Raw genomic sequence first — 19,900 nt, 5'->3', positions numbered from 1 at the left:
GAGCGCGGGCGTCAGCCGTGGGGGAGGGGGACGCCCGCGGCGCGCAGCCGGGCCTCGACCAGCGCGTTGAGCCGCACCCAGGCCGGCGAGTGGCCTTCGCGGTGGTGGTCGATCAGCCGGTACCGGGTGGCGGTGTCGGGCCCGACCCGGGAGTCGGCCGGGGCCTCCAGCAGTTCGCGGTGGGCCAGCAGCTTCGCGGCGAAGGCGGCGGCGAGCCGGTCGAGCCGGGGGTCGTCGGGCTCCCAGGACATGGCGGCGACGCCGCGCTTGATCAGGTCCACGTACTCGGGGTCGTCCAACCGGTGTTCGAGGTTGGCCAGGAAGTGGTCGAGCCCTTCGGGGGCCAGCGCCCGGAACAGCACCAGGGCCTCGCGCTGGCCGGCCACGTAGTCGGGGGTGAAGCCGAGGGCGGTCATCCGCTCCAGGACCGCCAGGGCGCGGTCGGGCAGCAGGGCCCGGTCGTCGGCGACCCGGTGCAGCGTGTCCCGCCGGGCGATCAGCTCCTCGATCCGCTCGGTCAGGCGCCGTTCGACCTCGGTGAGGGCGGCGGCGAACTGCTCGGGGCCGGCGTCGAGCAGGGCCGCGATCCGCGACAGCGGTACGCCGGCGGTGGCCAGGGTGCGGACCTGGACCAGCCGCAGCAGGTCGTCCGACCCGTACCGGCGGTAGCCGGAGCCGTCGCGCGGCGGTTCGGGGAGCAGGCCGTGGCGGTGGTAGTGCCGGACGGTCTTGACCGTGACGTCCGCGAACGCCGCGGCCTGCCCGATCGTCACGCCGCCGGGCCGGTGCCCCGTCATCGGACCGCCCCGCGCGCGCCGTCGCGGCCGGCCGGTGCGCCGTCGCCCGGTGCCGTGCGCCGGGCCGCCTCGGAGGATGTGCCCGGCCGGGCCGGGTTCGCCGTTGTCACCCGCCGAGTGTGCACCCTGCCCTTGGGTCAGGGTCAACCCGTGCGGCGGGGGAGCGGGGCGGGCGTCCGGTCCGCGTGCGCCGCCGGAGGGGCGCGGGAAGCGCGGCTTGACCTTGACCCGAGGTCAGGGTGAACGCTCGGGGCATGAGCGAAACCAACAACGCCCACCGGCACGGCGTCGACCAGGACGCGTCCGCCGCGAGCGGGCAGGACCGCCCGGAACTGCGGGCGGCCATCGAGGAGATCGTCGGATTCGGGTTCGCCGGGGTGCAGCTGCGGGTGCACGACCAGGGGCGGACGTGGGTCGGCAGCGCCGGGGTGCGCAAGCTGGGCGAGACCGCCGAGCCGCCGACCGACGGGCACTTCCGGGTCGGCAGCGTGACCAAGACCCTGGTCGCGACCGCGGTCCTGCGGCTGGTCGCCGAGGGCGCGATCGGGCTGGACGACCCGGTGGCCGACTCCCTGCCCGAGTTCGGGCTGGACGGGCGGATCACGGTGCGCATGCTGCTGCAGCACACCAGCGGGGTGTTCAACCACACCGGCGATCTCGGCCCCGACGGCACCCTCCTGCCGGGCATCCCCGTCCAGGGCCAGGAGTACGTCGACGCGCTGTCCCACACCTACCGGCCGGAGGAGCTGGTCCGCCTGGCGCTGTCCAAGCCGGCCCGCTTCGAACCGGGGACGGACTGGAGCTACTCCAACACCAACTACGTGCTGGCCCGGCTGCTGATCGAGGAGACCACCGGCCGCCCGTTCGCCGCCGAGATGCGGCGGCTGGTCCTGGACCCGCTGGGGATGACGCACACCGTGGCGCCGGACGCCTCGCCGGACATCCCCGAGCCGCACGCCCACGCCTACTACCGGTACGAGGTCGACGGCCGGGTGGAGGTCGCCGACGTCACCCGGGGGAACTACTCCTGGGCCTCCAGCTCCGGCGACATGATCTCGACCACCGAGGACCTGCACACGTTCATGTCCGCGCTGCTGGGCGGCCGCCTCCTGCCCGCCCCGCTGCTCGCCGAGATGCGCACACCCCACCCCAAGAGCGGGGACTTCCGCTACGGCCTCGGGCTGTTCACCGAGGACACCGACTGCGGCGGCACGGTCTTCCACCACAACGGCGGATTCGCCGGCTGGGCGGCGCTGATGTACGGCTCGCCCGACGGCGGCACCACCCTCACCGCGTCGCTGACCATCGGGGACGCCGACCTCGACTTCGCCGCAGCGGCGCAGGCGTTCGAGAAGGCGAAGAAGCGGCTCGTGACGGAGGTCTTCTGCGCCGGGTAGGCCGGACCGGCGGTGGCGCGGCGCCCTGAGCGCTCCGGCCCCGCACGCCCGTGGCCGGGCGTGCGGGGCCCGCAGGTCCCGACCTGCGCCCGCCGCGACCTCGGCCACACCGGGCCGCCGGTGGTGGGCACGGCCGGGCGGAGCCGCCAGGATGGGTGCGCGAGATCCACCCGACGGGTGCGGACGCCGGCCCCGCCGGCCGTCCCCACCGGCAGTCCGACCGACAGGGAGCGCCCATGCGCGTCGTCCGCCACACCGAACACGGCGGCCCGTCCGTGCTGACCGTGGGGGAGGCCCCCGTGCCCGAACCCGGACCCGGCCAGGTCCGGGTGGCCGTCCGCGCCGCCGGGGTCAACCCGGTCGACGTCAAGCTGCGCTCGGGCGCCATGCGGGCGCCGCTGCCGCGCGTGCCGGGGGCGGAGGTGGCGGGCGTCGTCGACGCCGTGGGAGCGGGGGTGGCCGACGCCGCCGTGGGCGACGCGGTCGTGGGCTGGCCCGTCGGCGGCGGCTACGCCGAGTACGCGCTGCTGTCGGTCTACGCGGCAAAGCCCGACGCCCTGGACTGGGTGGCGGCGGCCGCCCTGCCGGTGGCGGGGGAGGCGGCGCTGCGCGCCCTGCGGGCGCTCGCCCCCCGCGCGGGCGAGACCCTGCTCATCAACGGGGCCTCGGGCAGCGTGGGCGCCATCGCCACCCAGCTCGCGGTGGCCGACGGCGTGACCGTGGTCGGCACGGCCGCGCCCGCCAACCTCGACCGCGTCCGCGCGCTGGGCGCCGCCGCGACCCCCTACGGCGACGGGCTGGCCGACCGCGTGCGCGCGCTGGCGCCGGACGGCGTCGACGCGGTCCTGGACGCGGCCGGACACGGGGCGCTGCCCGACGCGATCGCGCTGCGCGGCGGCGTCGACCGCGTGGTCACCATCGCCGACTCCGCGGCCGACGAGCTGGGCGTGCCGTTCCTGGCGGGCGGCGCGGAGGACCAGACGGCCGACGTGCTCCGCACGCTGCTGGACGCGGCGGCAAGCGGGCGCATCACGCCGCCGGCCGCGCGGGTGCTGCCGCTGGAGGAGGCGGCGCGGGCCCACGCCGACCTGGAGGCGTGGGGCTCGGGCAAGACCGTCCTCGTCCCCTGACCGGGCGCGGCGGGTCCGCTACGCCGCGGCGGCCTGGGTGATGGTCTGCGCCTGGTAGCGCAGCGTCGACCGCATGAACCAGCGCAGCACGTTGTTGGCGATGCGCCCCTTCAGGCCGGTGGGCCAGTCCTTGCGCAGGTGCAGACGCGCGTGGTCGCCGACCGGCTCGATGGTGATCCGGATCGTGTGGCGCGCGCCGGGGTCGCCCTGCTCCCAGGTGACCTCGCGGCCCGCGACGCTGTGCGCGATCCGCTCCCGGGTGGTCCCGTCCTGGCGGGTCAGCTCCACGTCGCCGCCGTCGAGCAGCCGTGACGACTCGGCGCCCGGGTCCCACTCGGCGCGGCGCGCGGGGTCGCCGACGAGGTCCCACAGCCGTGCGGCCGGCACGGGCACCTCCACCTCGTAGGTGGCGTGGTCCCACCCCTCGGCCGGCGCCTCGCGGTCGCCGGTGGGGCCGCCGTCGGCGGTGCGCGGCGCGGGCGCCCCCCGGGCCTCGGCAGGCCCGTCGAGGTCGCGGCGGACGCGGTCGGTGTCCACGCCGAGCCGGTCCAGCAGCCGTCGGATTCGGCCGCCCTCGTCGTCGATCATCGCCGCGAGCAGGGCCCGGTCGCCGCCGGACCAGGGGCAGGTGGCGGCGATCTCCTCCAGGCGGGGGTTGAGCGGCAGCGTGACGGGCGTGTGCACGGCGGGTTCGTCGGGGTCGACCGGCAGGGGGGCGTCGATCCCCAGCAGGGCCAGGTCCTCGCGGAGGAGGCCGTCGATCGCCGCGCGCGCCTCGGCCAGGCCCACCCCGGCGTCCATGAGCAGCCGGGCGCCGGGGCCGCCGTTGACGAGGATACCGAGCAGCAGGTGCTCGAAGCCGACTTCGGTGTGGCCCGTGCGCGCCGCTTCCCCGCTGGCCAGGCCTTCGGTCATGGCCCGGTCGAAGCCCCCGCCGATGGCGCTCGGCCTCGTGGACTCGTTCGTCATCATTGACCTCTTTCGGTCGCGCCGATGTGGCTCAGGCGTTTCGCGTACTTCTTGTGGACGGCCTGGCGGGTCACCCCGAGCGCGGCGGCGATCGTGGACCACGATTCGCCCGACCGCAGCGCCTGCTCGACCTGGCGCATCTCCAACGAGTCGACCAGTGTGCGCAGGGAGGCGACGGCCCGCAGACCGTCGACGGGGGTCGACGTATCCGAGGCCGTGGCTGCCAGCTGGACCGCATCCATGAGCGTCAACCTAGGTTGCGCGACCCCCGGGTGTCAACCTGGGTTGCGCGGGGAATGGGCGGCCGGATACGTTCGGCGGGCGCCTCGGCCGCCGCCGAGGCGCCACCGCGGTCGGGAGGGCGCGGGTCACCGGTCGGCCGCGTCGGACCCGGTGGGGTGGAGGGCCGGGCGGGGGGTGGTCTCGGAGCGGTGGGAGTGGCCGAGCTGGGGGCCCAGGCCGAAGTAGTGCCGGAAGCTGTAGATCAGCGGGTGCCAGCGCGCCGGGTCGATGTGCTGGGTGCCGGGGACCACCAGGTCGCGGTCGGCGTGGACCCGCAGCACGTCCGCCTCCACGACCACAAAGGCCCCGGAGCCGTCGGATCGCAGCCGGGAGGCGCGGGCCTCCAGTTGCAGGGGGCACTCGGCGACCCGCTGCGGGGCGACCAGTTCCGACCCCTGCCCGGTCAGCCCCGCCGCCGCGAACTTGTCCGCCGCGAACCGGCAGCCCGGCGGCTTGCCCTCGGGCACCGGGTACCGGCCCGTCAGCGGCGCCAGCCGCTCGACCCGCCACCACAGGTCGGCCGACGGCAGGTTGACCACCAGCTCGGGACGCGCGGCGAGGTTGCGCGCCGTCTGCCCGGTGGCGCCCAGCCCCAGCACGAGCAGGCGGCCCAGGGCCCAGGCCGACGAGACGGGGGCGAGGTTGGAGGTGCCGTCCTCGTTGAGCGTGGACAGCAGCACCACGGGGGTGCCGAAGTAGAGGATCTTCGGATCGATCGTGCGGTGGTCGAGCGGCGGGGCGGGGTGTTCACGCAGTTCACGGCCTGTCATGGACGGTGAGCCTAGAAGCGGCGCGCTTCGGCGCCCGCCGAACCGTCCCGGCCGGGCGGGGCCGGTGCGCCCGCCGGGGGAGGGGCACCGCCGCAGCGGCGGGATCGGCCGGACCGCCGAGTCCCTAGGGTTGGGGGATGGACGATGCCTTCCGCCTTCGGATCAACCACGCCAACGTCGCCGGCGGCCGCCTGGTCGACCCGGCGTCGCCCACGGGGTACGACCCCGCGGACCGCACCGACGTCTTCGCCGACGCGCTGGCCGCGGGGCGGCCCCACATCCTCACGGTGAGCGAGCTGGACGCCGGACGGGGCTCCCGCCAGCTCGAACGCCTCGCGGACCGGAGCCTGGGCAGCGGGGCGCACCGGGAGATGCAGCCGTGGAGCGATTCCCACATCCCCGGCGTGCGCAACCTGGGGGTCGGCATCGCCTCCGTCTTCCCGCTGCTCGACGTCGAGCGCCTGCGGCTGCCCGACCCCCCGTTCGAGGCGCTGCACTGGCGGACCGGCGAGCGGTTCCCCTGGCACGCCAAGGGCATGGTGGTGGCGCGGTGCGAGACCCCCGCCGGCGACGTGCACATCGTGGCGGGTCAGGTCCACCCCGTCCACATGGCGCGCACGCGCGACGGCGTGGAGTACTCCTACAACGAGGGGGCCGGCCGCGAGTTCGGGCGGAGCACCGCGGCGTTCCTGAGCGAGCGGCTCGCGGAGCGCGGCATCGAGCGGGCGGTCATCGTGGGCGACCTCAACATGCCCGACCCCCGCGCCTTCTTCACCCGCGTCGGCGACACCGCCCTGGTGGACGTGTTCGGCCCGGGGACGCCGTCGGCCACCACCCCGGACGGCCGCTCCATCGACCGCGCCTTCGTCACCGAGGACCTGCGCCCGGCCGGCCACCGCGTCGTTCCGCTCGACGGCGCGGACCACTTCCCGGTCTTCTTCGAGGTGGAGGTCCCGCGGCGGCCCGCGGCCGCTCCGAAGGGCCGTGCGCTCGGCCTGGGGGACACCCCCGCGATGACCCCCGAGCGGTTGACCGAGGGGCGCGCCCACCCGCCGGCCCCCCGACCGCCCGCGGCCCGCCCGGCGACCGCCCCCCGCCGCCTGGGCGGCTGACCGGGGGCGGCCGGGCGGGTGCCCGCACCGTGCCGGCCGGGTCGGTGCGGGTCAGGGGAGGTCGGCGAGTTTGGCCTCCAGGACGGCGCGGTCGGCGGGGCCCGTGCACAGGTGGACGGCGCGCTCCAGTTCGGCGCGGGCCTCGGCCGGGCGGCCCAGGCGCACGAGGAGTTCCCCGCGCACGCTCGGCAGCAGGTGGGAGTCCGCCAGCGCGCCGCCGGCCACCAGCCCGTCCACGATCGCCAGCCCCGCTGCCGGACCCCGCGCCATGGCGACCGCCACCGCCCGGTTGAGGTCGACCACCGGGGACGGGGCCAGCCGGCCCAGCGCCTCGTAGAGCAGCACGACGCGCCCCCAGTCCGTGGCCGCCACCGACGGGGCGACGGCGTGGCACTCGGCGATCGCCGCCTGCAGGCCGTAGGCGGCCAGGCCCCGCCCGGCCCGCTCGGCGTGGGCCAGGGCGGCGCGGCCCCGGCGGATCGCCGAACGGTCCCAGCGGCGGCGGTCCTGGTGCTCCAGCAGCACCGGTCGGCCGTCCGGCCCGGTACGGGCGGGGAAGCGGGCCGCCGTCAGCTCCAGCAGTGCCAGCAGGCTGTGCACCTCGGGCTCATCGGGCACGAGCCGGGACAGCACCCGGGCCAGGCGCAGCGCCTCGCCCGCCAGGTCGAACCGGATGGGCGCATCGCCGGACCCGGCCGAGGAGCCCTCGGTGAAGACGAGGTAGACCACGCTCAGCACCGACCCGAGCCGCTCGCGCCGCTCGTGCGCCGGCGGCACCGCGAACGGCACCCGCGCCGCGCCCAGGGTCTTCTTCGCCCGGGTGATCCGGGCCTGCACCGTGGCCGTCGGCACGAGGAACGCGCGGGCGATCTCATCACTGGTCAGGCCGCCGACGACGCGCAGGGTGAGCGCCACCCGCGCCTCCCGCGACAGAACGGGGTGGCAGGCGGTGAACATCAGCGCCAGCACGTCGTCGTCGATGCGGTCGGGATCCCACAGCACGTCCCCGCCCTCCCGGACCGGGTCGGCGGGGTCGCCCCCCGCGACGGCGCCGCCCTCGCCCAGCCCGTGGGCGAGGGCGGCGTACCGGTCATCGAGGACCGAGCGCCGGCGGAACGCGTCGATCGCGCGGCGCCGGCCGACGGTGAGCAGCCATCCGGCGGGGTTGCGCGGGACGCCGTCGCGCGGCCACGTCACGAGCGCCTCGGCCAGCGCCTCCTGGGCGAGGTCCTCGGCGAGCGCGACGTCGCCGGTGTAGCGGGCGAGCCCGCCGACGATCCGCGCGGACTCGATCCGCCAGACGGCGGCGACGGCCTCACGGCCGGTGGTGTCGGACATCCTCGGACCGCGCGCTCAGAGCTGGCCGGTGGCCTCGCGCCACTCCCGCTCCTTGATGATCCACTTGTTGTCCTGAGGGAACTCGTCGATCGTGGTGACCCGGCGGATCTCCGTCTTCATGCCCGGACCGGTGAGCGGCGCCCGCTTGGCCCACTCGACCGCCTCCTCCTTGGACGCCACGTTGAGGATGTAGAACCCGCCGAACAGCTCCTTGGTCTCCCCGTAGGGACCGTCGGTGGCGACCGGGGGCTCGACGGAATGGTCGACCACCACGCCCTCGGCGGCGTCGTCGAGCCCCTCGGCGGCCAGCAGCACCCCGGCCCGCATCAGCTCGTCGTTGAACCGGCCGATGGTCTCCAGTATCTGGGTGAAGTCGACGTCGGCCATCTGCGCCATGGACTCGTCGGTGGCGCGCATGATCAGCATGAACTTCATGGTCGGTCTCCCTGCGTCGTCCGGGCCTCTCCGGCCCTCTCACCCATAGGTCGAACGGGGACCGCCGCGGATCGACACGTCCACCGAATATTTTTTCCCCGAGAACGCCGGACAGCGTACGGCGCGCACCGGACACCGGTCACCCGACCCGCCGGATGGCCGCCGGGCGACCGGTGGTGGTGCGGCTCCGCCCCTTCGTCGATCCGGGCGCGGGCCGGGTCGGTGCCCATCGGCGGCCCCTTCCGCGTGCCTCCACGGCCGGCCGGAACCGCCGCGCCACGGGACATCCTGGCGTCCCGCCGCGCGGAGGGGTACAGGCGCGCGCTCCGGTGCCGACGCACCCCCCGTGCGGCCGTCGGCCCCGTGACCGGGAGAAACCGGGTGGCCAGGTCCACCGCGCGCGGTTGTGCCGGAGCGCCCCGGGGTATACGCCCCGTGGCGGAACATCACACTGAGTAATGGGAGGAATGTTATGGGTTTCTTCGGCGCGCACTGGGGTTATGCCGAGTCCGACGAGGCCGAGTGCGGCGAACTCACGCCGCGCGAACAGCAGTGGCTCCTGGAGATCGAGCAGAAGCAGCAGGACACCCCGGCCAGCGGTGAGTACTGACGTCCACGGGGGGTCCGGGCGGCCCGCAGCGGGCCGCCCGGACCCCGCGGGCGACCGGCCCGCCGCCCCGCACCCCCGCGATCCGCAGGGCCCGCCCGACCACGGCGGCGAGCGCGCGTTCGACCTCACCGAGGCCTGGCACCGCGCCCGCCGCACCCTCCGGCACCTGGGCTACCGGCCACGCCTGACCGACCTCGGCGGGGCGTGGCGCTGCCGGCTCCTCCACGCCGACCAGACCCCCGTCCCCGCCGGGCTCGGCGCCGGCAAGGGCGACCCCGCCGCCGCCCGGGTCGGCGCGGTCTTCGAGGCGCTGGAGCACGCCTCCACCCACGCGGGAGTGCTGCGCCCCGACCACGTCGTCCTGCGACCCGTCCGGGCGCTCACCGCCGGCGCGTGGGGCACCGACCCCGCCGTCCTCGCCCTCGATCCCGGCGCCCGCGCCCCGCTGGCCTGCCGCACCCACACCGCGCTCGACGGCCGCTCGCCCGACGTCGACGTCCCGGTGTTCCTCTCCTGCCCCTCCTACCTGGGCGCCGACGCCGCTCCGCTGCGCGCCGCCCTGGGCGACACCCACGACTACGCGCCCGCGGCCCGCTACAGCACCAACAGCGGCACCGCCATCGGCTCCACCCGTACCGAGGCCCTGGTCCACGCCCTGGCCGAGGTGGTCGAGCGCGACGCCTACTCACTGCTCCTGGCGGCGGTCTTCCTCGGGCCGGGCGGGCGCGCGGCGCGCCTCGTGCGGCCGGAGTCCCTGCCCGACGACCTCGCCCGGTGGCACGACCTGGCCCGGCGCCGCGTCCACGGCCCCGTCCACCTCCTGGACATGACCACCGACCTGGGCGTCCCCGCGTTCTCCGCGCACGCCCGGTGCGGCGGGGGAGCCCCGGTACAGGGGCAGGGGGCGTCGCTGTCGGCCCGCCTGGCGGTGCGCCGCGCCCTCACCGAACTCGTCCAGTGCGCCGCCATGGCCGACCACGACGGCGCCGACGCCGTCACACCCGACCTGCGCGCGCTGCGCCCCTACCCCGCGCTGCTGGCGGCGGGCCGGGCCGACCTCGGCCCGCACCTGGCCGCCGCCCGCCCGGTGGACTTCCACGACACCGCCGCCCCCGCGACCCCCGGCGGTCACCTGCGCGGGCTCGTGGCGGCCGTCGCCGCGCGCGGCCACACGCCCTACGCCGCCGACGTGCGCACCACCGCCACCGGTGTGTGCACGGTGAGCGTGGTGGTGCCCGGCCTGGAGCGCTTCTTCGCCGTCACGGGCGGCGCGCCGGTCGTCCCCGGCCCCCGCGCACGCGCGCACCTGAGCGGCCCCGTCGTCCCGTGAGCCCGGCCCCCCGGGCCGGGCCGGGGCGGCCGCGTCAGTCGGCCATGCCGCCGGCGAACGGCTCCGAGCGCCACTGGTCGACGGCCGGCTTGAGGTACTGCAGCAGGACCGGCAGCTCGGGCACGAGTGCCAGGGTGGCGATGCCGCGCAGCCGCCCCACCGCGTTGACGAAGGCGAGGACGTCCGGGTCCAGCGTCCGCATGCCGTTGCGCCGCGCACCCCGATCGTAGGCGGCTTCGTACTCGGGGCCGAGCGCCGCCAGGTCCCATTCGACGGGGCCGAGCATGACCAGCTCGAAGTCGGCGTAGAGGTCGCCGTCGACCGTGGCGAGGATGTTGGCGGGCGGGGAGTCCCCGTGGACGGGCTGCAGGTCGATCCCCGGGAACCTCCGCTCGAACGCCGCCCGCGAGGAGACGAAGGGCTCCAGGACCCGCCACTCGCGGCGGGCGCGGTCCAGGTCGGCGGCGTCGATCAGGTCGGGGTGCCGGTCGAGGACATCGAGGCTCGCCGTGATCGCCCGCGGCTCGGCCGCCGACATGAACGGCAGCGGGCCGGGGTAGCCGCGCATCGCGGCGTGCAGGTCCGCGACGCTCTCGGCGTTGGCGACGTAGTCGGGCTCCTTGCCGTGGTCCTCCTCGACCCACGCCCAGAAGGTGATCGAGTGCCCGCCGTGCCGGACCGGCCGCGCGGGCACGAGGGGGCTGGGCCGGGTCACCGGGGTCCCCTGGTCGGCCAGCCACCGCGACACGTCCAGCTCCGCCTGCTGGCGGAGGGCCACGGAGTCCGGGTCGGAGCCGGGCGGCAGCACGGTGGGCACCCGGGCCACGACCGGTGCGGGCGCGAGGTGCACCACCACGGAGAACAGGTCGTGCAGCACCTTGGGGTCGTCCACGGTGAGCCCGAGGCCGCGCCCCGCCGCGACGGCCGCGTCGACGGCGGCGGTGCGGCGGGCGGCGTTCTGCGGTGTCGCGAAGTCGGTCATGGGGTGATCGTTCCACGTCACGCCCGGCGCGGTCGACGCGCGCGGCCGCGCGGCGGGGCCTACGCCGGGTCCGCCCCCGGCCGGTGTCCGGCGTCCTCGCGGTGCCGGGTGGCGCCGAGCGCGCCGAGCAGGGCCAGCGCCTCGGCGCTGCGCCCGCCCGGTTCGGCGCGGTAGACCACGAGCTGCTGGCCGGGGGCGCCGCGCACGTCGAAGGTCTGGTAGGTGAGCGCCAGCGGACCCACCTCCGGGTGGACCAGGTCCTTGGCGTCGCGGGTCTTGCCGCGCACCCCGTGGGTGTCCCACAGCGCGGCGAACTCCGCGCTCGCCTCGCGCAGCTCCGCGACCACCTCGCGCAGCCCCGGATGGTCGGGCACCAGCCCGGTGCTGTGGCGCAGGCTCGCCGCGGTCGCCTCGGCGGCGCGGTCCCAGTAGCGGAAGAACGTGCGGGCGGCCGGGTCGAGGAAGGTCATCCGCGCCAGGTTGTCCGCCGACCGGAACGGCGAGAACAGGGCGCGGGCCAGCGCGTTGGCGTGCAGCAGGTCCAGCGCCGGGTCCAGCACGAACGCCGGGGTGTGCGGGTAGCCGTCGAGCAGGGCGCGCAGCTCGGGGCCCGCCTCCCCGGAGGGGGACGCCGGGCCGGGCTCCGGTGCGACGCCCGCGAGCCGGTGCAGGTGGTCGTGGGCGTCCGGCTCCAGGCGCAGCGCGCCGCTCAGCGCCTGCAGCACCTGCGGCGAGGGGTTGCGCTCGCGCCCCTGCTCCAGGCGCGCGTAGTAGTCGGTGTTCATGCCCGCGAGCACGGCGACCTCCTCGCGCCGCAGCCCCGGGACCCGCCGCCGCCCGTAGGAGGGCAGCCCGACGGCGTCGGGGTGCAGCCGGCCGCGGTGCGCGCGCAGGAAGTCGCCGAGTGCGTTGTCGTCGCTCACACCGACCACGGTAGGGCAGGGACGCGGACGGTTCCTGGGTGCGCCGTACCCAGGTTCGCCACGTCGGGACGGAAGGCGTCCTGGTGGGGCGGGGGCCGCCGGCGCGACGGTGGGTGTGGCGGCGCACCCGTGCCGCCGCACCCGTCCACGGAAGGGCACACATGAGCACCCCCATCCCCGACCGAACCCCCAAGACCGTCCTGATCACCGGCGCCAGCAGCGGCATCGGCGAGGCGACCGCCCGGCGCCTCGCCGCCGACGGCCACCGCGTGTTCCTGGGCGCCCGCCGCACCGACCGCCTCGCCCGCGTGGCCGGGGAGCTGACGGCGGCCGGCGCCACCGCCGCCTTCCGGAGCCTCGACGTGACCGACGCCGCCGACACGGCGGCCTTCGTCGCCGCCGCGCGGGACGCCTTCGGGACGGTCGACGTCCTGGTCAACAACGCCGGGGTGATGCCGCTGTCCCCGCTGGCGGCGGGCCGCACCGAGGAATGGGACCGGATGGTCGACGTCAACATCCGGGGCGTCCTGCACGGCATCGACGCGGTGCTGCCCGTCATGCTGCGGCAGGGCTCCGGGCACGTGGTGAACGTGGCGTCCGTGGGCGCCTACGAGGTGTCACCGACGGCGGCCGTGTACTGCGCGAGCAAGTTCGCCGTGCGCGCGGTGACGGAGGGTCTTCGCCAGGAGTCCGGCGGGACGGTGCGGACCACGCTCGTCTCGCCCGGCGTGACCGAGTCGGAGCTGGCCGACCACATCACCGACGACGACGCCCGGGAGGCGATGCGGACCTACCGCGCGGTGGCGCTGCCCGCGGCGGCGGTCGCCGACGCCATCGCCTACGCGGTGTCGGCCGACCCCGGCGTCGACGTCAACGAGATCGTCCTGCGGCCCGTGGGGAGTGCCCAGTGAGCGCGGCTGCCGACGGCGGGCGGCCGGCCGGGCCCGAGGTGCTGCGCCGGCTCGACCTGCTGGAGCGCCGGCTCGACCTCCTGACGGACACGGAGGCGCTGCGTTCGCTGCTGGTCCGGGGCTGGCGCGCGCTCGACGCGCGCGACTGGGACACCTGGATCGCCTGCTGGACCGAGGACGCCGTCCTGGAGTTCGGGCCGTGGGGGCCGGTGCGCGGGCGGGCCGAGATCCGGCGCGTGGTGCACGACGCGGAGGCCGCGTACGCGCGGATGCAGCACCACCTGCTGAACACCGCGTTCACCGTGGCGGGGGACCGCGCGACGGGCATCGGCTACATGTGGTTCACGGCGGTCGGCGCGGAGGCGGAGCCGGACGGGCCCTACCAGATGGGCGGCCCCTACGACTGGGACTTCGTGCGGACCGAGGCGGGATGGCGGGTGGCGCGGCAGCGGCTCGGCGTGTGGTGGCGGACGGGGGAGGACCCGGTGGGCCGGCTGGGCTGACCGGGCGCGCCGGGGCGGCCGAGGCGCCGAGGTGTCGCAGCGGCAGCTCGCCGAACTCGGCGCCGTCCTGCGCCGCGCCCTGGCCGCCTGAGCCGCCGACGCCCGGAGCCGGGGCGCCTCCCGGGACCGGGCGAGGAAGGGAGGCGGCCGGGGGAGACCACCCTCGGCCGCCGCCCGACCCCCTGGCGAGCCCGCTGATGAGCACGGCCGCGGGGGATACGCCCGGCGGCGGGATGTCGTAGTTGCCTGACGAGTTGGGCGCGGACTCCTTGTGGACCGGGCCGCCGTCCGCGCCCTGGGCGTAGACGTGGATCTCCGTGCCGTCGGTCGTGTCGGAGGGGGCTCGACGCGGTGATGCCCGCTCCCCCGGGCCGGGTCGCGCGCCGACGCGCGGGCTCCGGTGACAGGTGTACCGGGGCCCGCGCGGGCATGCTGGGAGCATGACGAGCAACAGCGAGACCCCGCCACCCGCGCGTGAGATCGCGGGCGCCCTCATCCGCGAGCTGACCGCGCTCGCCGACACCTCACTGCCGCCGCAGCGGCGCATCCAGGCCGCCGCCGCGGCCGCCGACCGGCACCCGGTCCGCATCCGCGTCCCCGGCCTGACCGCCGAGCAGAAGGCCAGCATCGACCAAGGCCTGGCGGCCGCGCACCGGGCCGAGTCCCGGCGCACCGGCGCCTACCTGTACGCCATCGAGACGCTGATCGGCATGGTGGCCGACGCCTCCGGCACCGACCGCGCCGAGGTCCTGCGGATGCTGACCCGCGACATCGAGGACAGGTTCGGCGCCTGAGGGCCGGGGCCGGTCGGCGCGCGGGCGGGGGAGTCGACGCCGTCGGGGACCTCCCGCCGCCCCCCCGGGGCCGCCGGGCGCCCGGGCCCCGCGATCCCGAGGGGCGTGGTACAGCGGCCCACGCCCTAGGCTGGGCCGGTGACCGAAATGATCATCGACGCCCGTGATGTGGGCGTGGAACTGGGCGGCGTACCGGTCCTGGGCGGGGTCGACCTCGCCGTCGAGCCCGGGGAGGTGGTGGCGGTCGTCGGCGCCAACGGCGCCGGCAAGACCACCCTCCTGCGCTGCCTCGCCGGGCTCCAGCAGGCGGCCGCGGGCAGCGTGGCCGTCCTGGGCCGCCCGCCCGTGGACGAACCCGGTTTCTGGCGCGACGTCGCCCTCGTCGGCGACGAACCCGCCTGGTACCCGGGGTTGAGCGTGGCGGAGCACCTGGAGTTGATGCGCGCCGTGCACGGCCCCGGGCGCATGGAGGTGCGCGCGGCCGTGGAACTGTTCGAGCTGGGCGGCTGCGCCGACCGGGCCCCGGCGTCGCTGTCGACCGGGCAGCGCCAGCGGCTCTCCCTGGCCATGGCGCTCCTGCGGCCGAGCCGGCTGCTGCTGCTGGACGAGCCCGAACGCGGGCTCGACGCGGCGTTCCGGGACCGGCTCGCCGACCTGCTCGCCGCCTACGCCGCCGACGGCGGCACCGTGGTGATGGTGACGCACGACCCGCGCTTCGCCGAAGGCGCCCGCCGCGTCGCCCTGGCGGCCGCCGCGTGAGCGGGGTGGCGCAGGCCAGGGCGTTCGTGCGCGCGCGCGGGCGCGGCCACCGCACCTGGTCGGACCGCTACATGGCCCTGATGACCGCCGGCCTGCTGGTGGTGCTGGCCGCCCCGATGGTCGGCCGCGCGGTCGCGGCCGTGCCCGACGGCGTCGACCCGGCGCGCGCGGGCGCCGGCCTGGCGCTGACCGCGCTGCTGCTGGCGGGCGCGCTGGTCTTCGCGCGCGTGCTCGGGCCTGTGGCGGTGCCGCCCGCGGACGCGGCGTGGCTGGTGCTCTCCCCGCTGCCGCGCCGGGGCGTGCTCGCCCGGTCGCTGCTCGTCCTCGCCGCGGTGTCCGTCGGTATCGGCGCGGTCGTCGGGCTGGCGCTGCTGAGCGCCCTCGGCGCGCCCGACGCGCTGACGCTCCGGCTGCTCGCGGCCGTGGTGCTGGGGGCGTCGTGGGCGCTGGGCGGGATGGCGACGGCCGTCCTGGCGCAGGGGTCCGCGTCCTGGGACGGCCGGCTCGTCGCGGTGATCGCCGCCCTCGTCGTGGTGGCGGCCGTCGCGGCGGCCATGGCCGCGGGACCGGGGCAGGGGGTGCTCGTCGGCATCGGGTCGGCCTCCCTGGCGGCGTGGACGGCGGCGGCCTCCGCCTCGGCCGCGGTGGCCGCCGGGCTCGCGGGCCGCGCCTGGACGGCCGTCGCGCGCATCCCGGCCCGGGCGGTGCTCGACGCCTCCACCCGGGCGGGGCTCGCGACCGGCGCGGTCGCCCTCATGGACCCCAGCGCGCTGACCTGGATCGCCGAGGACGCCCACTGGCGGACGCGCGTCCTGCGGTCGCGCGCGTGGCCGGCGCGGCTGCGCGGTGCGGCGGCGGTGGCCTGGCTGGACTGGCGGCGGCTGGCGCGGCGGCCGGGACGGCTCGCGCTGATGGCGGCCGCCGCCGTTCTGCCCGCCCTGGCCGCGCAGGCCGGCGGCGGGGTGGCGGGGGCGCTGGTCGTCCTCGCCACGGGCGCGGCGGCGGTCGCGGCGGCGGGCACCGCGGGCGCCCGGCGCGACGCCGGGGACGCCGCCCTGGCCCGCCTGCTCGGGGCCGGCCCGCGCGCGCTCCTCGCCGCGCGGGCGGTGCTGCCCGCCCTGCTCGGCGGCGCCTGGCTGACCCTCGCGCTGGCCGCGCTGGACGCGGCGGTCCCCGGCGGGCCCTTCTGGCCGCTGGGTCTGCTGTGCGCCCCGGCGCTGGCGGCCGGCGCGCTGCGGATGGCGCGGCGCCGACCGGTCGAGCACACGCTGCCCGTCATGGACACCCCCTTGGGTCCGGTGCCGCTCGGGCCGCTGGTGTGGGCGCTGACCGGGGCCGACATCGCCCTGCTCGGCTGCGCGCCCGCCCTCCTGGCGTTCGCGGGCGGGGTGACCGCCCCGCTGCTCGCGGCCCAGGCGGCGGTGGGCATGGCGGTCCTGGCCGCCTACTGCGCCGCCCCGCGCCGCTGAGTCGTGCTCTCCGGATCATGCCGGGCTCGCGACCGCGCCCCTGTACTGTGCGCCGCTCCGCAGGCGGGCACGGTAGGGGAGAGGCCGCTCGCTGTTCCAGAAGCATCCACCGCGGCCGCCCCCGGCGCTTCGGCACCCCATCCGGCGGCCCGATCGGGCGGCTCCGCATCGAGAGCGGGGCCGCCCGGAAGGTCGGACCACCGACGGTGGCCGAGGCGCCGGGGGCGGCCGCGCTCACGACGGCGTCGCGCGGTCCGCGAACCGGAGCGGGGCCGATGGAGCGCAGACGGTGATGGGCCGGACGGGGGACGGCGGCGCCGCCCCGCCGACCGGTACCGCCTGCTCAGCCCGTGCCCGCCGCCCGGTAGGTCAACCTGCGCAGCAGCACCTCCGCCGGGCCCCGTCGGCCCGCCCGCTCCAGCGCCACCGCACCGGCCACCGTCACCGTCCAGGTGGCCACCGCCACCACCGACGCCGACCAGCTCGACAGGTGCGCGCCCACGCCCAGCCCCCAGGCGGCCAGGACCGGACCCCATACCAGCGACTGCGCCAGGTATCCGCTCATCGACCGCCGGCCCAGCGCGGCCAACCACCGCACGGGCCGTGCCGTGGCCGCCGCGCGCCCCTGCGCCCGGTGCGCCAGCAACCCGAAGAGCGCCGCGTACCCCACGCCGGTGAAGACGCCGGCGAAGAAGTGCACCGCCGTCAGCGCCGACACGGGCCCGACGTCGATGACACCGATGTGCCGGAGGGCCAGGCCCGCACCGCTGGCCCACCCCGCAAAGATCCCCCACACGGCCAGCCGGCGCAGCAGCACGAGGTGCCGGCCGGGCTCGTCCAGCAGCCGGTGCCGCGCCGCCAGCACGCCCATCAGGAACGCCGTCGGCAGCGCCAGCGTCGCGAGGCCGGTGAACAACTGCATCGTCCACACGGAGAGCCGCGCCCCCACGGAGGCCGGGTAGGACGGCTCGGCGATGCCGGCCCGCTGCATCTCGACCGCCAGCGCACCGCCGCCATCGGACGCGACGAGCACGTTCGCCAAGGTCATCAGTGCGCCCAGCGCCAGCAGGACGCCGATCCAGACCTTCAGCGCCCGGTCCGAGCGGCCGAGGAACAGCGGCACCATGACCAGGCCGATGAGACCGTAGACGCCGATGATGTCGCCCTGCCACAGCAGCAGGCCGTGCACCGCCCCGAACACGATCATCCACAGGTGGCGCCGGCGCAGCAGCCGGCGCGCCCGTGCCGCGTCGGTGCCCTTGGCCGTCTGGCGTGCGTACATCTGCCCGATGCCATAGGAGAACAGGAAGCCGAACATGGTGTGGACGCGGGCGTCCACCACGATCACGGTGAACACCTGGGCGATCCGGTCGGCGAGCCCTCCGACCGCCGGGTGCATGCCCACCGAACCCGCCTGGGCGGCGTAGAGGAAATAGGGGGTGTGGGCCAGGGCGATCAGCAGCAGCATCATCCCCCGGGCCAGATCGGGCGCCAGGGATCGCTCCGCCAGCGGGGTCGAGTGCGCCGGGCCGCCGCTGGGCGGGGGCGGGGCGAGGTCGGGGTCGCGGATCGTCATGGTGCCCTCTCGATAGGGATCGGGTCGCCTGCGGCGGCGAGCGGACAGGTGCGGTGAAGCGCCGAGTCCGCGCCCGGCACCACGCGACCGACACACTGTGCTAGCGACGATGCGACACTAACACAGTGTGCTAGTACGGCGTGTTGGTATCGTGGGCGGAGGAGGTGCCATGAACCGATCGACCAGCGCGAAGCCGTCGACGCGCGACAAGATCCTCATCGCCGCCGCGACGATGCTGAGCGAGGATCCGACCGCCCGGCTGAGCGTGCGCGCGGTCGCCGCCAAGGCCGGTGTGAGTACCGGCTCGCTCCGGCACCACTTCCCGACGCAGGACCGACTGCGGGACGCCGTGCTCGCCGGCATCTACGAGAAGGCGTTTCCGGGCGATCCCATCCACGACACGGCCCTGCCCGCGCGGGAGAGGCTGGTCAACTGCCTCCGGCAGATCCTCGCGCCCGTGGGCACCGGCGAGCGGGCACGACGGACCTGGGCCACGATCCTGGAAACGCTCATCACCCCCGAGCCGACCGAGAAGTCCCGGGCGGCGTACCTCTCCATCGAGCGGCAGATCCAGCACCGCGTGGCGCACTGGCTGTCCGTCCTGGCCGACGAGGGGGCACTGCCCGCCGGCGACACCACCCAGCGCGTGAGGTTCCTGCTCACCGTCGTCAACGGCCTCGCGGTGGAAAGGGCGCTGCCCGGTTCCGAGTCCGTCCTCGAGGCCGAGACCGCCACCCTGTTCGCCGCCGTCGACAGCGTGCTGAGCGGCCGGGGGCAGTGAGCGCCGGGCGCGGCTGACGGGGGAGTGTGCCCGCGCCGGATCTGCGCAGGCGGTGGGGCTCCGGGACCCCGGGCCGCGGTGGTCGGGCGGTCAGGCCCCGTACCGCCGCGGGAGGTAGGGGCCGAAGTGGTCGGCGACGTCCTCCGCGATCGCGTCGGCACCACGGGAACCGTCGACCTCGATCACGCGGATGCCGAGCCGGCGGGCGGCGCGGACGGCGTCCTCGGCCACGATGCGGTCCCGGGCGAGGCGGTTGGCCTGGGCGCGCTCCGGGTCGCTTACCCCGTTCCCGAGCGCGGCGGCGCGGGGGAGCGCGTCGACCTGGTGGCGGCGGAACTCCGGTGCGGGCACCATGACGACCATGCGGCGCGGGGAGTCGATGAGGGGGGCGACGAGTTCGGGGCGCAGACCCCACCCCTCGGCGATGACCGGGTGGCCCGAAACGAGCGCCCGCAGGTCGTCCAGGGCCCAGGCGAACCGCTGCGGGAACCCGGCCAGGGTCGCGGCGGCCATCTCCTCCGGGGTGGGGCGCACCCACACCGCCTCCGGGTCGGGATCGGCGGCGGGCGCGCCGCGGGCGACCCGGTCGGCGATCCGCCGATCGTTGTGCCCGCGGGCGTCGTGGTAGTCGTAGTGGTAGGCGGTGACGCCGTGGCGGACGGCCAGGAGGCGGGCGACGGTCGACTTCCCCGCCCATTGACCGCCGCCGATCCACAGCGCGCGGCGCAGGGTGTCATCGGGGTCCCAGCCGCCGTCGGCGGCGGGGGTGCCAGGGCCGGTCATCTGCGACCTCCTCCGTCGGGGGGCGGCGGCCGACTCCGTCGGCACGGGCACTCTAACCCCCCGCGCGCCCGCCGCCCGCTCTGCACGCCGACCGCCGCGTCCGTCCGCGCTAGACCCCGACCGGGGCCTGCTGAGCATCGGGTTCCACGCGTTCAACGTCGCCGGCGTGCCCGGCCACCAACTCCTGGTCTACCGGGAGAAAGGGCCGACGGGGCCGGCGCCCGGCGGCGACCGCTGACCGCGCGGTCG

21 protein-coding genes are annotated in these 19,900 nt (G+C 76.7%); 11 read left to right on the top strand and 10 right to left on the bottom strand.

The window, feature by feature from the left end:
- Positions 1 to 11: 11 nt before the first annotated feature.
- Complete coding sequence (locus NT8_RS00420; RefSeq protein ID WP_067962604.1) at positions 12 to 797, bottom strand: MerR family transcriptional regulator; 786 nt, start codon at positions 795 to 797, stop codon at positions 12 to 14.
- Positions 798 to 1,051: 254 nt separating this feature from the next.
- On the opposite strand from NT8_RS00420, the gene NT8_RS00415 reads away from it, so the two are divergent.
- Complete coding sequence (locus NT8_RS00415) at positions 1,052 to 2,194, top strand: serine hydrolase domain-containing protein (protein ID WP_067962601.1); 1,143 nt, start codon at positions 1,052 to 1,054, stop codon at positions 2,192 to 2,194.
- Between the two features lie 236 nt (positions 2,195 to 2,430).
- The gene (locus NT8_RS00410; protein ID WP_067962597.1) at positions 2,431 to 3,324 is read left to right on the top strand and encodes an NADP-dependent oxidoreductase; all 894 of its coding nucleotides are present in this window, start codon (positions 2,431 to 2,433) and stop codon (positions 3,322 to 3,324) included.
- An 18-nt stretch (positions 3,325 to 3,342) separates the two neighbouring features.
- Here NT8_RS00410 and NT8_RS00405 read toward each other — a convergent pair whose 3' ends face one another.
- The 3 genes from NT8_RS00405 to NT8_RS00395 form a co-directional block, all read right to left on the bottom strand.
- Positions 3,343 to 4,296, bottom strand: a complete 954-nt coding sequence (locus tag NT8_RS00405; protein WP_245645976.1) for an SRPBCC family protein — start codon at positions 4,294 to 4,296, stop codon at positions 3,343 to 3,345.
- Positions 4,293 to 4,535, bottom strand: a complete 243-nt coding sequence (locus NT8_RS00400) for a hypothetical protein (protein WP_067962591.1) — start codon at positions 4,533 to 4,535, stop codon at positions 4,293 to 4,295. The genes NT8_RS00405 and NT8_RS00400 overlap by 4 nt, the downstream gene beginning before the upstream one ends.
- Positions 4,536 to 4,661: 126 nt before the next feature.
- Positions 4,662 to 5,345 carry a flavin reductase family protein gene (locus tag NT8_RS00395; protein ID WP_067962588.1) on the bottom strand — a complete coding sequence of 228 codons (684 nt, stop codon included), beginning with the start codon at positions 5,343 to 5,345 and terminating at the stop codon, positions 4,662 to 4,664.
- A gap of 137 nt (positions 5,346 to 5,482) precedes the next feature.
- Here NT8_RS00395 and NT8_RS00390 point away from each other — a divergent pair, with 137 nt between their 5' ends.
- Positions 5,483 to 6,457 carry an endonuclease/exonuclease/phosphatase family protein gene (locus NT8_RS00390; RefSeq protein WP_067962585.1) on the top strand — a complete coding sequence of 325 codons (975 nt, stop codon included), beginning with the start codon at positions 5,483 to 5,485 and terminating at the stop codon, positions 6,455 to 6,457.
- Between the two features lie 51 nt (positions 6,458 to 6,508).
- Here the strand turns inward: NT8_RS00390 and NT8_RS00385 are convergent, their stop codons facing one another.
- Both NT8_RS00385 and NT8_RS00380 read right to left on the bottom strand, forming a co-directional pair.
- A complete protein-coding gene (locus NT8_RS00385) occupies positions 6,509 to 7,795 on the bottom strand; it encodes an RNA polymerase sigma factor (protein WP_067962583.1) in 1,287 nt (428 codons plus the stop codon).
- 15 nt (positions 7,796 to 7,810) lie between these two features.
- Positions 7,811 to 8,230 (bottom strand): YciI family protein, encoded by a 420-nt coding sequence (locus NT8_RS00380; RefSeq protein WP_067962581.1) that lies wholly within the window; start codon positions 8,228 to 8,230, stop codon positions 7,811 to 7,813.
- 472 nt (positions 8,231 to 8,702) lie between these two features.
- Between NT8_RS00380 and NT8_RS29700 the strand changes: the two genes are divergently transcribed.
- Both NT8_RS29700 and NT8_RS00375 read left to right on the top strand, forming a co-directional pair.
- Positions 8,703 to 8,840: a hypothetical protein gene (locus NT8_RS29700; RefSeq protein ID WP_169805169.1), complete on the top strand. Its 138-nt coding sequence runs from the start codon at positions 8,703 to 8,705 to the stop codon at positions 8,838 to 8,840.
- The gene (locus tag NT8_RS00375) at positions 8,830 to 10,170 is read left to right on the top strand and encodes a YcaO-like family protein (protein WP_067962578.1); all 1,341 of its coding nucleotides are present in this window, start codon (positions 8,830 to 8,832) and stop codon (positions 10,168 to 10,170) included. The genes NT8_RS29700 and NT8_RS00375 overlap by 11 nt, the downstream gene beginning before the upstream one ends.
- A gap of 34 nt (positions 10,171 to 10,204) precedes the next feature.
- Here the strand turns inward: NT8_RS00375 and NT8_RS00370 are convergent, their stop codons facing one another.
- Entirely contained in the window at positions 10,205 to 11,152 is a 948-nt protein-coding gene (locus NT8_RS00370; RefSeq protein WP_067962576.1) for an aminoglycoside phosphotransferase family protein, read from the bottom strand.
- Positions 11,153 to 11,211: 59 nt separating this feature from the next.
- Entirely contained in the window at positions 11,212 to 12,075 is an 864-nt protein-coding gene (locus NT8_RS00365) for a helix-turn-helix domain-containing protein (protein WP_067962574.1), read from the bottom strand.
- Positions 12,076 to 12,236: 161 nt separating this feature from the next.
- Between NT8_RS00365 and NT8_RS00360 the strand changes: the two genes are divergently transcribed.
- The 5 genes from NT8_RS00360 to NT8_RS00340 all read left to right on the top strand — a co-directional run bounded on the left by NT8_RS00360 (position 12,237) and on the right by NT8_RS00340 (position 16,511).
- The gene (locus tag NT8_RS00360) at positions 12,237 to 12,986 is read left to right on the top strand and encodes an SDR family oxidoreductase (RefSeq protein WP_174549491.1); all 750 of its coding nucleotides are present in this window, start codon (positions 12,237 to 12,239) and stop codon (positions 12,984 to 12,986) included.
- Positions 12,983 to 13,489, top strand: a complete 507-nt coding sequence (locus NT8_RS00355) for a nuclear transport factor 2 family protein (RefSeq protein WP_217999036.1) — start codon at positions 12,983 to 12,985, stop codon at positions 13,487 to 13,489. Before NT8_RS00360 ends, NT8_RS00355 begins: the two co-directional genes overlap by 4 nt.
- Before the next feature lie 440 nt (positions 13,490 to 13,929).
- On the top strand, positions 13,930 to 14,283 hold the full coding sequence (locus tag NT8_RS00350) for a hypothetical protein (protein WP_067962572.1): 354 nt from the start codon (positions 13,930 to 13,932) through the stop codon (positions 14,281 to 14,283).
- A 147-nt stretch (positions 14,284 to 14,430) separates the two neighbouring features.
- Positions 14,431 to 15,042 (top strand): heme ABC exporter ATP-binding protein CcmA, encoded by a 612-nt coding sequence (ccmA, locus tag NT8_RS00345; protein ID WP_245645979.1) that lies wholly within the window; start codon positions 14,431 to 14,433, stop codon positions 15,040 to 15,042.
- Between the two features lie 5 nt (positions 15,043 to 15,047).
- Positions 15,048 to 16,511, top strand: a complete 1,464-nt coding sequence (locus tag NT8_RS00340) for a DUF6297 family protein (protein ID WP_245645975.1) — start codon at positions 15,048 to 15,050, stop codon at positions 16,509 to 16,511.
- A 343-nt stretch (positions 16,512 to 16,854) separates the two neighbouring features.
- Here NT8_RS00340 and NT8_RS00335 read toward each other — a convergent pair whose 3' ends face one another.
- Entirely contained in the window at positions 16,855 to 18,087 is a 1,233-nt protein-coding gene (locus tag NT8_RS00335) for a DUF418 domain-containing protein (protein WP_067962564.1), read from the bottom strand.
- A 169-nt stretch (positions 18,088 to 18,256) separates the two neighbouring features.
- Here NT8_RS00335 and NT8_RS00330 point away from each other — a divergent pair, with 169 nt between their 5' ends.
- The gene (locus tag NT8_RS00330) at positions 18,257 to 18,868 is read left to right on the top strand and encodes a TetR/AcrR family transcriptional regulator (protein ID WP_067962562.1); all 612 of its coding nucleotides are present in this window, start codon (positions 18,257 to 18,259) and stop codon (positions 18,866 to 18,868) included.
- 90 nt (positions 18,869 to 18,958) lie between these two features.
- On the opposite strand, the gene NT8_RS00325 is transcribed toward NT8_RS00330, so the two are convergent.
- Entirely contained in the window at positions 18,959 to 19,651 is a 693-nt protein-coding gene (locus NT8_RS00325; RefSeq protein ID WP_067962559.1) for a hypothetical protein, read from the bottom strand.
- Positions 19,652 to 19,900 lie beyond the last annotated feature (249 nt).

Source organism: Nocardiopsis trehalosi NBRC 14201, assembly GCF_001552555.1.
GTDB classification, from domain to species: Bacteria; Actinomycetota; Actinomycetes; order Streptosporangiales; family Streptosporangiaceae; genus Nocardiopsis_B; species Nocardiopsis_B trehalosi.
Note: the sequence above shows the minus strand (reverse complement) of the source record. Positions and strands in the feature narration are given on the sequence as shown.

Coding starts and splice junctions, on each gene's coding strand:
- ccmA (WP_245645979.1), top strand. CDS start 14,431: ATGATCATCGACGCCCGTGATGTGGGCGTGGAACTGGGCGGCGTACCG.
- NT8_RS00360 (WP_174549491.1), top strand. CDS start 12,237: ATGAGCACCCCCATCCCCGACCGAACCCCCAAGACCGTCCTGATCACC.
- NT8_RS00410 (WP_067962597.1), top strand. CDS start 2,431: ATGCGCGTCGTCCGCCACACCGAACACGGCGGCCCGTCCGTGCTGACC.
- NT8_RS00415 (WP_067962601.1), top strand. CDS start 1,052: ATGAGCGAAACCAACAACGCCCACCGGCACGGCGTCGACCAGGACGCG.
- NT8_RS00405 (WP_245645976.1), bottom strand. CDS start 4,296: ATGATGACGAACGAGTCCACGAGGCCGAGCGCCATCGGCGGGGGCTTC.
- NT8_RS00420 (WP_067962604.1), bottom strand. CDS start 797: ATGACGGGGCACCGGCCCGGCGGCGTGACGATCGGGCAGGCCGCGGCG.
- NT8_RS00380 (WP_067962581.1), bottom strand. CDS start 8,230: ATGAAGTTCATGCTGATCATGCGCGCCACCGACGAGTCCATGGCGCAG.
- NT8_RS00395 (WP_067962588.1), bottom strand. CDS start 5,345: ATGACAGGCCGTGAACTGCGTGAACACCCCGCCCCGCCGCTCGACCAC.
- NT8_RS00330 (WP_067962562.1), top strand. CDS start 18,257: ATGAACCGATCGACCAGCGCGAAGCCGTCGACGCGCGACAAGATCCTC.
- NT8_RS00390 (WP_067962585.1), top strand. CDS start 5,483: ATGGACGATGCCTTCCGCCTTCGGATCAACCACGCCAACGTCGCCGGC.
- NT8_RS00325 (WP_067962559.1), bottom strand. CDS start 19,651: ATGACCGGCCCTGGCACCCCCGCCGCCGACGGCGGCTGGGACCCCGAT.
- NT8_RS00385 (WP_067962583.1), bottom strand. CDS start 7,795: ATGTCCGACACCACCGGCCGTGAGGCCGTCGCCGCCGTCTGGCGGATC.
- NT8_RS00370 (WP_067962576.1), bottom strand. CDS start 11,152: ATGACCGACTTCGCGACACCGCAGAACGCCGCCCGCCGCACCGCCGCC.
- NT8_RS00350 (WP_067962572.1), top strand. CDS start 13,930: ATGACGAGCAACAGCGAGACCCCGCCACCCGCGCGTGAGATCGCGGGC.
- NT8_RS00335 (WP_067962564.1), bottom strand. CDS start 18,087: ATGACGATCCGCGACCCCGACCTCGCCCCGCCCCCGCCCAGCGGCGGC.
- NT8_RS29700 (WP_169805169.1), top strand. CDS start 8,703: ATGGGTTTCTTCGGCGCGCACTGGGGTTATGCCGAGTCCGACGAGGCC.
- NT8_RS00400 (WP_067962591.1), bottom strand. CDS start 4,535: ATGGATGCGGTCCAGCTGGCAGCCACGGCCTCGGATACGTCGACCCCC.